General features: G+C 56.9%; 11 protein-coding genes and 1 pseudogene. 4 read left to right on the top strand and 8 right to left on the bottom strand.

The annotated features are described in order from the left end of the window. Positions 1–1,097: 1,097 nt before the first annotated feature. The gene (locus J2D73_RS19695; RefSeq protein WP_207884085.1) at positions 1,098–2,018 is read left to right on the top strand and encodes a LysR substrate-binding domain-containing protein; all 921 of its coding nucleotides are present in this window, start codon (positions 1,098–1,100) and stop codon (positions 2,016–2,018) included. Between the two features lie 787 nt (positions 2,019–2,805). Here the strand turns inward: J2D73_RS19695 and J2D73_RS19690 are convergent. From J2D73_RS19690 to J2D73_RS19680, 3 genes are read right to left on the bottom strand one after another with little or no spacing between them, the layout of a single operon-like run. Continuing rightward, positions 2,806–4,359, bottom strand: coding sequence for a hypothetical protein (locus J2D73_RS19690; RefSeq protein WP_207884083.1), 1,554 nt, complete (start codon positions 4,357–4,359; stop codon positions 2,806–2,808). 17 nt (positions 4,360–4,376) lie between these two features. Further along, positions 4,377–5,177: a crotonase/enoyl-CoA hydratase family protein gene (locus J2D73_RS19685; RefSeq protein ID WP_207884081.1), complete on the bottom strand. Its 801-nt coding sequence runs from the start codon at positions 5,175–5,177 to the stop codon at positions 4,377–4,379. Beyond that, entirely contained in the window at positions 5,170–7,521 is a 2,352-nt protein-coding gene (locus tag J2D73_RS19680; protein WP_207884079.1) for a CaiB/BaiF CoA-transferase family protein, read from the bottom strand. The genes J2D73_RS19685 and J2D73_RS19680 overlap by 8 nt, the downstream gene beginning before the upstream one ends. 595 nt (positions 7,522–8,116) lie before the next feature. On the opposite strand from J2D73_RS19680, the gene J2D73_RS19675 reads away from it, so the two are divergent. The 3 genes from J2D73_RS19675 to J2D73_RS19665 all read left to right on the top strand — a co-directional run bounded on the left by J2D73_RS19675 (position 8,117) and on the right by J2D73_RS19665 (position 11,552). After that, a complete protein-coding gene (locus J2D73_RS19675; protein WP_207884077.1) occupies positions 8,117–9,460 on the top strand; it encodes a GntT/GntP/DsdX family permease in 1,344 nt (447 codons plus the stop codon). 12 nt (positions 9,461–9,472) lie between these two features. Further along, the gene (locus J2D73_RS19670) at positions 9,473–10,987 is read left to right on the top strand and encodes a carbohydrate porin (RefSeq protein WP_207884086.1); all 1,515 of its coding nucleotides are present in this window, start codon (positions 9,473–9,475) and stop codon (positions 10,985–10,987) included. 307 nt (positions 10,988–11,294) lie between these two features. Then, positions 11,295–11,552, top strand: a complete 258-nt coding sequence (locus J2D73_RS19665) for a hypothetical protein (RefSeq protein WP_207884075.1) — start codon at positions 11,295–11,297, stop codon at positions 11,550–11,552. A gap of 371 nt (positions 11,553–11,923) precedes the next feature. Here J2D73_RS19665 and J2D73_RS19660 read toward each other — a convergent pair whose 3' ends face one another. From J2D73_RS19660 to J2D73_RS19645, 5 genes and pseudogenes are all read right to left on the bottom strand, one after another. Beyond that, entirely contained in the window at positions 11,924–12,955 is a 1,032-nt protein-coding gene (locus J2D73_RS19660) for a site-specific integrase (RefSeq protein ID WP_243430120.1), read from the bottom strand. Positions 12,956–12,972: 17 nt separating this feature from the next. Beyond that, positions 12,973–13,128 (bottom strand): annotated as a pseudogene (locus J2D73_RS21330) (helix-turn-helix domain-containing protein); the annotation flags it as partial. Then, complete coding sequence (locus J2D73_RS19650) at positions 13,121–13,297, bottom strand: hypothetical protein (RefSeq protein ID WP_207884070.1); 177 nt, start codon at positions 13,295–13,297, stop codon at positions 13,121–13,123. The gene J2D73_RS19650 and the pseudogene J2D73_RS21330, both read right to left, overlap by 8 nt. Next, a complete protein-coding gene (locus J2D73_RS21095; protein ID WP_279380963.1) occupies positions 13,294–13,419 on the bottom strand; it encodes a hypothetical protein in 126 nt (41 codons plus the stop codon). The genes J2D73_RS19650 and J2D73_RS21095 overlap by 4 nt, the downstream gene beginning before the upstream one ends. Next, a complete protein-coding gene (locus tag J2D73_RS19645) occupies positions 13,412–13,675 on the bottom strand; it encodes a hypothetical protein (RefSeq protein ID WP_207884069.1) in 264 nt (87 codons plus the stop codon). The genes J2D73_RS21095 and J2D73_RS19645 overlap by 8 nt, the downstream gene beginning before the upstream one ends. Between the last annotated feature and the right edge of the window lie 313 nt (positions 13,676–13,988).

Here is a 13,988-nt window from a genome sequence, read left to right as displayed (position 1 = left end):
CGTCCACATCCAGAGCTTGAATCACATCAGACCGATTTTCCAAACAGGCTCTTAGGCGTTCCGAGCGATATTGTGTTACTCCCGCGCTGACCGCAGGCGTAGTAAAGACCACGAACTATTAATAGAACATGACAGCCGCAGCGACGCAGCTGACAGAAAGGTGGATGCTTGCACATCTGTTGCAGTTGTTGCGGAGCTACACTACAATACACCACCCCTAGAGACTACCGAGCATGCTTTGTAATTCAACTGCGTCAGTAGTTTTTTGTTACGTTATGTTTGGAGAATTTTAATACCCCCTCTTGGAATGTGGCACTTAGTTAACTTTCCTCCGGAGGGTCTCTGAACCTGTCGGCGTTATGGCCCGATCAGGCAGAACCCATTGTGCTGCCGTAAGGCAATTCAACAGAGCGGCGGCTGGCATAATTGCGGACCTGCTCAGCGGTCATAAATGAATTCAACGTTCGCCCGTCCTGATGATTTGCCACGCGTGATTTTGTATTCATTTCATCTTTGATCAAGCGGTCGGGCGTCTAAGTTCTTTTCCTGCTCACCGCATGCCCGAAGTCGTGTGACACGCCTGTAGGTAAGGTGCATCATTCATCAGGGTCTCAGGTTCAGTTGTGTAGACCGAAAGGCGGCTCGAATTCCAGATCAATATGTCTATCGCTTGTCAATGTTTCTATGAAATTTCGAGCGTTTTACGCGGGCCATGTCCCCGTGGGGCGTAGCGCCAGCTCGCATCATTGCTGGTCAAATAAAGCGATTCCGGTTAACGCACGATGGGCGTCTACTCGCGTAAGACGAAGGCCCCGTGGGATGGAACAGCAGCAGATGACTTATCTAGTCGTCCATCAACCAACGCAGCTATCGCTGCTCGGTCTCCTCATGGAGCCAGAATTAATCTCATGTAGAATAAATAAACGAGCCTACTTTTGAGGATGGGTGTGGCTTCGTGTCGGAGTATCATGTATATAAATACACTTGGAGTGGCCTCAAAGTATCGTTCAAAAAATTGCGATCACTCGCGATAACATTGAAAAATAGCTATTGAGATGTCACTTGAGGCTTAAGCGTTTTTGAAAGAGACCTTGCTCGTGAAGCTTGATCCAAGGACGATTGCACAATTTGTCGTGATTGCAGAAGAGGCTTCATTCACGCGCGCAGCAGAGAGGTTGCACGTAGCGCAGCCCTGGCTCTCCGCGCGTGTACGCAAGCTTGAGGACCAGATTGGTTTTCCACTATTTATTCGGAACACGCGTAATGTCGCGTTGACTAAACGTGGGGCTGAATTTCTTCAAGTCGCTCGAACTCTTGCGGCCTCAATCGCTGCGTCGGAATCGCTTGCTGCTCAGTTGCAGCGCCAAGGGGAAAGCCGGCTGCGCGTGGGAGCTCCGCCATATAGCAATTTAATTCCGGAGAGACTTCGTCTTATTGAGGAATTTTCTTCTTTATATTCTGATGTCAGTATCGAACTCGATATAGGGTGGACGCCGACATTGATTGATCGTGTGCGCTCTGGTCATCTTGATTTGGCTTTTGTGTCGGGCGACGTAGATCATTCGGACCTTGATGTTGCCACTTTGCACCGAGGTCGAATCAAACTGATGATGCCCCATTCTCATCCATTAGCCGTGCGCAGCCAGGTAACGCTGGCTGAATTGCGTGATTACGTGGTTGTAGTGTTCACGCGCGCGAATAACCCGAAACTGTTCGACACTGTGTATTCGCCACTCAAGGATGCGGGGGCGAAACTGCTGCAAATGCCAGAATTATGCGATAGTTTGTTAACGCGCATACGTGAATCAGATCGCATGATCGCCGCAATATTCGATTTTCAAGTTGATAGGCTTACGGATTCTACGATGGTAGGAAGGCCTCTTGCTGTTGATCGACAGGTGCCTTTCTCTCTTGTTCGTCGCGCAGGAAATGCAACGCCGCTTGTTCAGGCTTGTTGGGCCATGGCGCTTCGGGGGACGCCTATCACTTTAGCCACGCGTAGCGAGGAAAGGGCTTAAAAACAGTTTTCCCGTGTTTGATCGGCCACGAAAGTCTTTGCTTCTATAGCGCAGCGTTGGCTGGACTCAAGGTTGGTTTGCTCGGACGTTATAAGCTTGTGCTGTCAATCGTCTTTTATGCTCCTTTTTTTCTGTGGGACGTGGCGGTATGGCGCACGCGACAGCTGTGGCGTTGCGTGCGAGATCTATACATGCTTTGCTAAGGTTAGCCAGCGAGCTTGCTGCAGGTGCAGTCGGTTTGTTGAAGCTTTGCTGTATCATTATTGCGGCGACATTTCTTGGAAGGATCTGTCCGCGCGCAGATGTGGTGGGGACGACGGTAACACTACCGCAAAAGACGCCAACTGCTGCTGGCGCCGCGGAGAAGGAGTTGTGATTCCTTACCCGGCGTCCAAATAGAAGTTGAACATAATCGAAATAAAGCTGTTGCATCGCCGGATGCTGTTCCTACCCGCCGTGGCCGCTAAGGCTTACGCCCCTGCGTAATTGCGCACGCGCGTGGCATTGTGTCGATTTTTTAAAAAACAAAGTAATAAGTGAATATTATTCTTTGTTTGTATAAATAACCGAGTGGCTTGTAGCCGACCTAAAGCGGTGCGCTAGTGTTGCGAGGCACCGCGGGAAGTTGACACAAAACTCGCGTGTGGTCGGTAATTTTTTTTTGCAACTTTTGTCGGCGTTGACCTTAGCTGTGACTAGTGATTCGTTCGAATTCCTCATACTTTGCCCGCGGAGATCCGACCTGCGTCGTGAATGCCACCGTAATCCGATCTCGTTGATGTAGCGTTCATGATCCTTCTTCAAGAAAATGAAAATGGCAGACTCCGTCGGCGTCGCTATGAACGTAGACGAGGCGTCCCAGTGGATCACTGTCTTGCATGGCCTTGATCGTTTCGTCGTCGCTCTCGGCGGTGCGTGCAATGAACCGTAAGCCCTCGGAGGAGCGACCTAAAATAACGGCGTATCGCGGAGTTCCCTTCACACTGAAGATCGTATAGGTCTCGATCCAGCCGTGGCCGGCGAATGTCGCATCCGGCGTGAGCGCGGGAGCAGCGTCGAGTTCAGCCTGCAGCGCCTCGTCCCTCCAGTCCCGCCACGGGCGCGGAACTGCTGAGTAAATGCCCACGCTGTATTTCGACAACCAGCCGCCGTTGGCGCCGACGAGGCCCGCCGCTCCCGGGCGTGCGCGAACTACCTTAACCATCTCTGCGATTGCATGCATCGCGTAGTTGTTGCCCGGCCCGCCAAAGAAAGGCAGTCCACCGGTCACAGTCAATTTGCGCGGATCATCTGCGGATAATCCGAGTTCATCGATGGCGACGTTGGAGACCGCAATGGGAAAGCAGCTGTAAAAATCGAAGGCGGCGATGTCCGCGACGGTTATGCCTGCCCGCTCGATGGCCAGACGCGCGGTGCGTCGCGCTGCGGGCGAACTACCGATATCCGGACGCTCCAGAAAAGGCTTTTCTGTCGCATGCGCGTGGCCGTGCAGATACACCACCTTCTCCGCTGGTATACCGACCTCCTCCGCGACGCGACGAGATGCGATCAGGATTGCCGCCCCGAGATTGACCTGGTCGCGCGAGACCATCCGGATCGGAAACGGGTCGGCCACCCATCGATTGCCGCCCGTCACCGTTGCAAGCTCTTCGGCCGAATAGGACGGAACGTCCCAGGCTGACATCGGATTTGTGGCGGCGGTCGCGGCGAAGGGGGCGAAAAGCCGGCCCATCTCCAGCGCATAGTCGACGCGGCTCAGGCCAAGATGCGCGCGGCGCGCGTTTTCGGCCAATGCGTAGCCAATGGAGGCATTGAGGATGCCGTGCCGCCTGGCTAGCTCTTCACGAAATTTATCGATCCCTGAGGTGCGATCTTCGACTTCACCATCAGGATCCTCCCCAAAATCTAGAGTTTGCCCAGTTCGCTGTGCATTGCGGATCGTGGAAATCGCTTCGCCCCCGCACAGGAGCACGGCTTCAAACTCCCCCTGGGCAATCCGTTGGCAGAACTCATTCACCAGATCCTGTGGTGAGTTGCCGCCCCCTTGCGACCAGATTGCGTGCGGCGGGTTTATGCCCAGGCGTTTCGCGACGGAGCGCGGAAAATTGCTCGACTTCCCGAACGGGGCCGGCGCCCCATAGAAATCCTCGAAGGTCCGTGTTGTCACGATCGCGTCGATCCGAGCAAGCAATGCCGCCGGAGCAGTGCAATCCGCAAACGCGTTGCGGGCCGCCTGGGCCGCCAGATCGGCGGCAGACCAGCATTGGTAGTTGGGGGAGTCGAGCCGGTCGACCGACTGACCGACACCAATGACGACAGGCGTGTTGGGAGCGTTCTTCATGCTGCTCATTTTCTGCTTCAACGTCCCTTCCACACGGCTTCGCGCTTCTCGGCGAATGCTTTCACGCCTTCGAGGGCGTCATCGGAGGCGTGCAGGCGCTTCATCTCGGCAGCGCTCTGGCTCCACGCGGCTGCTTCGATCGAGGCCCCGCCGCGTAGACTTTTCGCTACTCGTTTGCTTGCCTGAACCGACAGCGGCGCGTTGACGACGATGCGCTCCGCCAGCTTTAGCGCCTGCTTCATAAGATACTGCTGAGGCACGACGGCGTTAATAAGCCCGAGCCGCAGGGCGCGATCAGCGGGAATTGCATCGCCTGTAAACAGCAACTCCATCGCCAACTTCATGGGCATCTGCTCGATCAGGCGGAACGCGCCCCCGGCTGCCGCCATGATGCCCCGCCGGACCTCGGGAAGGCCAAACGCGGCGGTCTCGGACGCGACCACCAGATCGCAGGCGAGCGCGATTTCGGTCCCTCCACCCAATGCAAACCCGTTGACCGCCGCGATCAGCGGCTTGCTGATTGTATGGCGCGTAATCCCGGCGAACCCACGGGGGCCCCGAATCTCATCCTCCGGCGTAATAATCTCGCCCGCCGCAAGCGCCTTCAGGTCCGCGCCGGCGCAAAATGCTTTGTCTCCCGCTCCGGTGATGATGACCACGCGGACTTCCGGGTCTGCCTCTGCCTGGTCCAGAGCGTCGCCCAAGGCGATCGCAGTCGCCAGATTGATTGCGTTACGCGCCTCAGGGCGATTGATGCGCAGCGTCAGCACATGGCCTTCGCGCTCTCGTTCCACAAGTGCAGTTGCCGTTTCAGACATTTTCAATCACCTCATCGTCGGCGTTCTGATGTTGCGTCGTGCTTCCCTTGGGAGAACCGAGCCATTCACGGAGAACGGCCTCACTGTCGTGTCCCATCATTGGCGCAGGCGCGTGATCTGGGTCTGGAAGATGTCGCGCCTTCACTGGGCGTGTCTCGACAAGGAATGGCGTACGCAACATGGGATTAGTCACCTCGCGGAAGAACCCACGCGCCGCGAAGTGCTCAAAATCTGGCATCTCGGCGACCGTCAACATCGCCCCGGCAGGTATGCCGGCGTCTTGCAGGAGATGCATCGCCTGTGTTGACGAGCGCATCGCGAGCCAGGCGCGCAGAGCCTGCTCCAGTGCGTCGCCTGTGCCGCTCTTGCCTGTCTCCGACTGTGCAAAGCCGATGAGGTCCGCAAGGCGCTGGCGCTGCGCCTGGTTCTCGACCGTGACCACGCACCAGTCGTCCTCGCCTGCGCATGAGAAGACGCCCCAGGGGAGCCTCTCGCCCGCAGAGTCTAAGTGGCTACGCGGCTCCGGCGCGGCGACGGCGAGGTGATCCAGTATGACTTCAGCCTGAGCGATGCTGGCGGTTCCGCCAACTTTGGTTCGCCTGCGCCTTACCAGAAGCGCAAGGGCCGCCAGCGCGCCGATCCGGGCGGCCACATGATCAGGGTAGATGGTCGTTCCGTCAGAAAACGATCCCGGATCGCCGGGGTAGGCCCAGAGCGCCGACAGGCCTGTTGCTGCGCGCACCAAGGGTCCGTAGCCCATCTGGCGGCTCTTTGGGCCCGATCGACCGAATGCGGCGCTCTCAATGGATACAAGCGCCGGGTTGATTGAACGAAGGGTCGCCTCATCGAACCCAAGCGACTCCAACGTGCCGGTTTTGAAGTTCGACAGCAATACATCCGCCTGGGCAATAAGGTTCCTGAAAATCGTCTTGCCCTCTTCGTCTCGCAAGTTGATCTTCAGACTGCGCTTGTTTCGGTGTCCAGAGGCGAATGATTGGGACATAGGGCTGCCATCCCGGCTTTGTCGCAGCCCATCAGGGAAGTCCGGGTTCTCGATTTTTACGACCTCCGCTCCTGCATCAGCCAGCAAGCGCCCGGTCTCGGCGCCAACCACAATCACGCCCATGTCCAGCACCCGGAGGCCAGCAAGGGGGGCGGCGGACGATTTCTGTCGCGTCTGGAGCGCTTGTTGCGGCAGGATTTGCGCACGGGCGTCATCGTGCGTCAGCCCCGCTGCGCCTCGCTCCATCCGACCGCCGTCGAGATCAACCGGCGTCTTCGGCAGCCGCACGTCATGGCCACGGAGCGACGAAATCTCGAATACCGCACGGGCGCGGTTCTGCTCAGTGTCCAGGGCTTCGTCGGGCATCAGCATGGCTGCTGTGGGAACGCCGTGGGCCTGACCTTCTCCTTCGAGCTGCGACCGGGTCTTGTCCATGAAAAATGCGCCGATAGCAGCTGTCAGTTTGTCGGACGTCGAACGAGTCGTCAGCATTTCATAGGAGGGATCGGCGAATTCGGCAGGGGAACCCATCCATTTGAACATCCCGCGCCACTGCCGCGGCGAGAGGATGCACAGCCGGACGAAACCGTCCAGACAGCGAATTATCGGATACTGATTGCGTGCGTCGGGTCGGCCGCGCGGCAGGTCACACGCGCGCACCCCAGCCGCAGCGCTTCCTGCGGAGCCAAAGCCCGGATCCAGCGTCTGCGCCACGCCGTCCAAACGCGAGAAATCCAACCAGTCGCCACGACCACTGTTCAGTCGGGCGAAGAATGCAAGCATGGTGACGAAAGCCGCCTGCGCGGCCGCGCACGGAGTCGCGAGTGCATTCGGGGGTAAGAGCGGTGCGCGTCCCGGAATGCCGGAGCGGGACAGGCTGCCGGCGAGGGCATGGAGAACGGGATCAGTGGCGCGCCAGGTGGCGCAGGGGCTGTCAGCGCCAAAGTCGGATATCGAGAGAACGACGAGCGCTGGATTGGCTTGCTGGAAAGCGTCGGCTGAAAAGTCCTGGCCGAATAAGGATGCAAGGCGGCCATCTTCGATCAGGATGTCGCATCGGCCGATTTCGGCGGTCAGGACAGTTTTGTCACCTGGCGCGCTCGGGTTGATCCGAAGCGCGCGCTTTCCGCGATGCCAGGCCAGGAACTCAACGCCGCTGTGTGTCACAAAGGTTCCATCATCCGACGTGACGGAGCTGTCCTCCTCAACATCAACGCGCAGGACATCAGCGCCAAAGTCCGCCAGCCACCGCCCTGTGAGGGACATTGCGCCTTCGACGATCTCGACGACTCGCACGCCAGCAAGCGGTGCGTCAGTCGTGCACGACGCTTCCTTAATCATAATGTATTCTCCTTGAAAACTTCTTATTCGTGTAGCGTCGTGTGCAGATGCTTCCGGCTGCCTGGATGGTCACGCAAGCGGAGCGATATTTTTGTCACCACACATCTACGAATGATATTTTATCAAATCGACGACGCTATTCTGACGTTTACAAGATCCGCTCATCTTTCATGAAGATATCGACCGATTTCGAGCGTCTGTCTAAGACGGATTTGGCCTCGATTAAGACGAAATAACGTTAAATTTTGAACTTCTTAGTGAAACGAATACACACTCGTCTGGATTGATCGCATTAGAAGATTCGTCAGAGAATTTGGAAAAACTCATCACCTTATCAATTTCATAGATCAGGATCGTCTTAATTTTCATATTTACTTATAAATACGAAATGAATTTCTTTTTCTCAAAAACATTCAAGGCATGACAATAAGTGTTCCTTCATCGAAAAATATTCCTTGGACATTTGCAGTCCAATACTCTCTCTCTCATCAGCGCAGGACGCAATCACGTTTTTTTAGCTATGGATACTTGGTTTCGTATCTGGCGCCTCCGTCTCTATCTGATAGTGTCAAAAGAAAAACGGAGCCTCCATCAGATGAGCGCCATTTTTGCCATTTCTCTTGCGACGGCGGCTATCGCCGCCATCGTTATCCTGATCGCCTGGATACGCCTTAATCCTTTCATCGTTCTGTTTGTTACATCGATCGCATTGGCTCTCGTTGCGAGGATGCCGGCGGGTAAAATCGTCGCGTCCTTCGAAAATGGAGTCGGGCATGTTCTCGGCCACGTTGGAATAGTGATCGCGCTGGGCACAATGTTGGGCAAGATGCTCGCGGAATCCGGGGGGGCGGATTGCATCGCGCTGAAAATCACGCGGATCGCCGGGCGTAGCCGCGTGGACTGGGCGATGATGCTGATCGGCCTGCTGATCGGATTGCCGGTTTTCTTCGAAGTCGGATTTGTTTTGTTAATCCCACTAGCGTTTGTCCTGGCCGAACGCACGAACACACCTCTTTTGCGTGTAGCGTTGCCCATGGGAGCCGCACTGTCGGTCACGCACGCCCTGATCCCGCCGCATCCCGCCGCGCTGCTCGCCGTCGGTGCTTATCACGCCAATATCGGACAGACCATTCTGCTCGGCATCGTTATAGGGACCCCGATCGCGGCCATCGCAGGCCCGCTTTTCGGGCGCTTCGTCGCCTCACGCGTCTTCATCACGAAGACCAACCCTCTCGCGCAGCAATTCGTCAACGCTGAACCCCGCACGAATCTCCCCAATTTCTATATGACGGTTTTTACAATCCTCAGTCCCGTCGTCCTCATGCTCATCGGCTCGGCTGCGGATGTCCTGGCGGCGCCCCAGACCACAGCGAACACGGTTCTGCACTTCGTAGGAAACACCGACATCGCTTTGGTCACCGCGACCTTAATGTCGTTTATCGTTCTGGGGCAGGCGCGCGGTTTCTCACGGGAAACGATCTTGCGGTTCACGAACGAATCACTTGGTCCCACAGCCCTCATCATGTTGCTGATCGGCGCAGGCGGCGGCTTCGGTCGCGTTCTGATCGACAGCGGCGTGTCGAAGGCCATCACTGACGCGGCGCTTGGCGCTCATATGCCGTTGCTTGTACTGGCGTGGATGCTCGCCGTGATCGTCCGTGTCGCGTGCGGATCGGCCACGGTCGCGATGGCCACGGCCTCCGGCATCGTGGGGCCGATTTTGTCACACGCGTCCGGCGTTTCGCCGTCGCTCATGGTGCTGGTTACCGGAGCCGGATCAGTGGCGTTCGGGCCCATGAATGACGCCGGTTTTTGGCAGATTAAGGAGTATCTGGGACTGACCGTGCCACAGACGGCCAAGACATGGTGCGTTCTGGAAACGATCATCGCGGTATGCGGACTGATCTTTTGTTTGATTGCCTCGATTTTTATTTATTAGGCGCTAAACATGATGACATCACAGTTTCCAGGGCGCGGCACCCGGCCACGCCCGTGCGCAGCCTTCGCTGCTGTCGCAGCGCGACGCGCACTCTATAATTTCGCGTGGTTATTATTCGCCGTTTCGATCTTACTCTGGCAAAAGACGCCCGCGCACGCTCAGGTCATGGACCGCGATATCGGGTCAGCACCCAGCATTCTGGTCTCCACACCGCTCCCTGCGAACGCAAGCACGAAGACCACCGTGCCGCCTTTCTCTCATCCGGAGGCGATCGTATCGAACCCGCTATCAAAGTGGCTACGTGACAGGGGGATCAATTTTCTTCTCGACAACACCAACGAGTTCGCTGGGGCAATTACGCCCCCAACTCGCGGTGCGACCCCCGGCTTCATCAACTACAGGCAGGGCGCCAGCAACGCCGGCCAATACGCGATGCAGTTGGATATCGATTGGGAGAAGTTGGCGGGGCTTCCCGGTTTCGCAACCCACATGATCACGGTCGGGAGGTACGGGACAACCGCAAACCGGATGTTCGGCGATTGGCTGAACCATGCATCCGAAGATTACGGCGGCGGTGGCAACGTCGTCGTCCATCTTGTCTATCTGTATGGCGAAGAAACGTTGTATGGTGGCCGTCTTGCAATTGCTGCTGGGCGTATGTCGGAAATATCCGATTTCGCCGCCAGCCCGCTCTTCTGCAACTTCCAGAGTGGAAGTTTTTGCGGCCGTCCCAAAGGTATCACCGACACGAATTTCGCCGCGGGTTATCCCGCATCCACGTGGGGATTCCGTGTACGAGGACGTCCGATACGCAAAGTCTATATACAGACTGGCGTCTATCCGATCGAAAATGGGATTTATCAGGTGTATCAGCACCGTACAGGATTCAAACTGAATGGCGCCAACATTATTGGCTACACAGCTCCTATCGAAACAGGTTGGGAACCGTCATTCAACAACGGTACGTTGCCGGGACATTACAAAATTGGCGGACAGGTTTTCAGCACTCCGCAGAACGACAACTTCTTCGACTTATACGGCGCCCCATACGCCGTGACACGCCGCGCACCGAAAACGCACAGCGCCTCGTGGTCGACGTGGGCGATGTTTGATCAACGTCTGACGCATTACCGCGAGAAAGACTCAGGGTTAACCGCGTTATGGGGCATAATCTACAACGACCCGCATACATCGTTGCGTGAATACGTTGCTTATGGAGCCTTGCTTAACCGGGGATTTTTTTCATCACGTCCCTACGACACGATGGGCTTCTCATTCACCTACACAAAAATCGCCAATGGGGTGACCATGACGGACGAATATCTTCTCGATAAACGCCGCGCACTTCCCAATCACGCAACTGGTGTTCAGCACAACACCATCGTCATGGAAGCGAACTACGCCATACACGTGATGCCCGGAGTGATTTTCACTCCGCTTTTTGAATACTACATACACCCCAACGGGCAGTATAATCTGCGTGACGCAGCTTTGCTCGGGTTCAAAAGCCACATCCAGATCATGTAGCGCGGCTTGTCTTCGCGGCGGCCACGCTGTGCTGCTTACGGTCGCCGGGGAACCAACTGAACGGACCACTATGGCGTCCCGGTCGATGCTTTATGGGCCGAAGACGCCGCCTATTTTACAGCGTTTTACGGGTGGGGGTTCGAAAAGCCTCCTTTTTGTCCATGTCGGACTCATAATTTATTGATACTATTATTGGGTAAGAAGACAGACGAAGGTTTTTTGAACCCTCTATGTACCATCCTTGAGATGGCGTGCTGGCGTCTCGCCGAGACGAGGTTCAGTCGTTTGACGACTGAGGCGCGCTGTAGTGTGCAGCCCGCAGGTCCCGGAACCTGCGAACAATCATCGGTGGCAGGTCGATCTGCGTAAGCCGTGCGATGGCGTTCTGAAGGATGGTCGGGATGTGAGTCTTGCGATCATCGTCCCGCGTCTGAACCTCCCCATGCACATACCGCTCGACCGGTTCATGAATGGTCTGGCGCTCCAGCGGGCGCGTGCCCTGAAACGGGCCAAATTCCAGTTTGGCGGAGATCGTGTCCCGCCACCGCCGGGCTGGTTGGGCTGAAGGAACAAAGCCCGGTGAATTCTCTCGCCGTCGGCACCGTCCAGTGGCGGGGCAATTTGGGAGATTTGATCGGCCTTTCATGGCGAGCCTCGACGGGCTCCGGCATAGCCTTTTCATGGGGCCGCTGGGACCTCATGCTCATCGTATACGGTTGGCTCAAAATCGGCCAATCGTTTTACTGTGTAATTGTGTAAGATAATGGAGAAAATTGGCGTCCCATAGGGGATTCGAACCCCTGTTGCCGCCGTGAGAGGGCATGGACAAAACAGCTATTTCAAACGCTTATGCGCTACAGTCCACAACCAATGGATACGAGAAAAGCGCATAAGGCCACCGTCCGAGATTCTGAAGTGGTCCAAGTGGACCGCACCCTAAAGCTCGAAGTCGTCGGCTATGGACCGCAGATATGACGGGTCGAATTTGCGGTAGACGCGGCGCAAAGTCACCGGGTCAGTCGCCAGCCAGTCGGCGGCCTGATCAATCGGCACCCGGTCCATCGCGAACCACGACGCGACGGAATGCTTCAGATGATGCGGTGTCGGCTTCCATCCGAGTTGCGCGCGCTCACACGCCTTGGCGAATGACCAGCGCAGGCCGGTCGGGACCGCTTTGCCATTCCAATGGACCACGTAATCGCCGTTCGCGAGTAATTGAGCGGCTTCCATCTCTATTCGCAGCGCCTTGGTCATCGGCACGACTGCACGACGCTTGCCTGTGATCGCCTTACCCGGTTCCTGAAAATCTATCATGCCGGTCGCCCAGTGAACGCGGTCCCATGTCAGGGATAGGATAGAGCCCTTGCGCGCCCCGGTGTAGATGGCGATGGCCATGAACGCCCGGACGTGCGGCGTCGTGCACGCGTCCAGCAAACGCTTGGCTTCGGCCTTCGTCAGGAACCTGTCGCGTGGGGCTGAGTCGCGCGGCGGCTCGATCTCCGGCGGCCTGACAAGAAACCCATCCTTCCATGCGCGGCGCGCTGTCGCGCGGAGGACATTGAACTCCCTGCGCAACGTCCCCGGCGACACGAGGACCGACGACGTCTCGCCTGCTTTGGGTTTTCGGACGCGCCCGGCGGCATACTGATCCCATGTCCGCTGCTCGATCTGGTCAACGCGCAGATGCCCCATCGCACGGGATAGAGGAACAACCGCCTCTTCAAGTCGCTTCACCGCGGAGATTTTACCGCGGCGGGAGTCAACATACCGAACCAACGCCTCGGCCACAGACATCTTGAGGGGGCGCTTTTCAAGCTGCCCCTCGAAGTCAGCTAGGGCTTGTCGAGCGCGTTTCTCATCCTCTGTGCCAGTCGAGAGGCGGCGGCGCTGTCCGTCTTCCCACCAGACGATGGCCCATTTGCCGCGACGTAATTCCAGGTGGGGCTTGTCATTTCTGATGCGGGGCAATGATACGTGTCCAGATATGCCTTGAGGTCATTCATTGCGATGCGTGTGCATCTCGGGCGCCGGTAGGCTGCGAGCTTGCCGGACCTGATGGCACGGCGGATCGTCTCGTCGCAGCAGCCAACAATAGCTGCGGCCTTGTAGACCGTCAGCAGCGGCGCAATCGCCTCACTCATCCCCACACCTCACGATCTTCACCTTCATCCTCTGCATCTCGATCATGATCCGCTCGGCGCGTTCGTTTGTGTCCTCGTAATTGGCGCAGTCCTCGCAACGATCCTGTGTATCTCCTAGCAGGTCGCGCAGGATCGCTTCCTGTTCGTGGCGTTCGATGGACTCACTCATCCACGTTCTCCGGCGGCAGGCAGGGGGCGACGCTCCCTCTCCGCCATGAAGCCGCCTCGTGGCCCTGTTGTCCAAAAAGCGAACGGCTCCGGCAACGGCGGCAGTTCCATCGCGTCAGACATGCCCCATCTCCTTCCTGTGCATTTCATCCTGCGCGCGCACCCAGTCGCGCACCTCATCAAAAATATCTCGGGCCCGAATAAACGCCGCGGTCGAGTGAACGCCTGCGTCCATAAAGTGCTGTGCGATATCTCGCTCTATCTGAGCGCGGTTCTTAGCCAAATCGACGGCTCCTGACTGCTCTTTGCGATTTTCTCTGTTGGGCCGGTGTCTGATCTCCTTCACCGAACCAGTAATAAACGGGGAACGTTCCTTCATCCCGTGCCCGCATGAAATCAGCACCTATGCGACAACGCCTTCCGGCAGCATCCCAACAAGCTGGGTTTGTTCCGCCAATCCAGGATGACGCCTTATTCACCCACATCTGGAAGCAGTTGAAATAACCATCGGCATCGCGCTCTGGCTTTTGCTTTTCAGACATTCGCGGCCTCCATTACGGTAGCGGCGCGACTTCTCCCAAAGCACGCGAGACACATAAGTGACGTTCCATTGATTACGTGTTTCCGACGAACCCGGCTCTCGAAGCCACAGGCGCATCTGACCTTCAGGTCAATTCCTGAGCCGGTTCCGC

Source organism: Acetobacter sacchari, from assembly GCF_017377715.1.
GTDB classification, from domain to species: Bacteria; Pseudomonadota; Alphaproteobacteria; order Acetobacterales; family Acetobacteraceae; genus Acetobacter; species Acetobacter sacchari.
This window is presented reverse-complemented; position numbering and strand designations above follow the sequence as displayed.

Coding starts and splice junctions, on each gene's coding strand:
- J2D73_RS19690 (WP_207884083.1), bottom strand. CDS start 4,359: ATGAAGAACGCTCCCAACACGCCTGTCGTCATTGGTGTCGGTCAGTCG.
- J2D73_RS19685 (WP_207884081.1), bottom strand. CDS start 5,177: ATGTCTGAAACGGCAACTGCACTTGTGGAACGAGAGCGCGAAGGCCAT.
- J2D73_RS19680 (WP_207884079.1), bottom strand. CDS start 7,521: ATGATTAAGGAAGCGTCGTGCACGACTGACGCACCGCTTGCTGGCGTG.
- J2D73_RS19675 (WP_207884077.1), top strand. CDS start 8,117: ATGAGCGCCATTTTTGCCATTTCTCTTGCGACGGCGGCTATCGCCGCC.
- J2D73_RS19670 (WP_207884086.1), top strand. CDS start 9,473: ATGACATCACAGTTTCCAGGGCGCGGCACCCGGCCACGCCCGTGCGCA.
- J2D73_RS19650 (WP_207884070.1), bottom strand. CDS start 13,297: ATGAGTGAGTCCATCGAACGCCACGAACAGGAAGCGATCCTGCGCGAC.
- J2D73_RS21095 (WP_279380963.1), bottom strand. CDS start 13,419: ATGTCTGACGCGATGGAACTGCCGCCGTTGCCGGAGCCGTTCGCTTTT.
- J2D73_RS19645 (WP_207884069.1), bottom strand. CDS start 13,675: ATGAAGGAACGTTCCCCGTTTATTACTGGTTCGGTGAAGGAGATCAGA.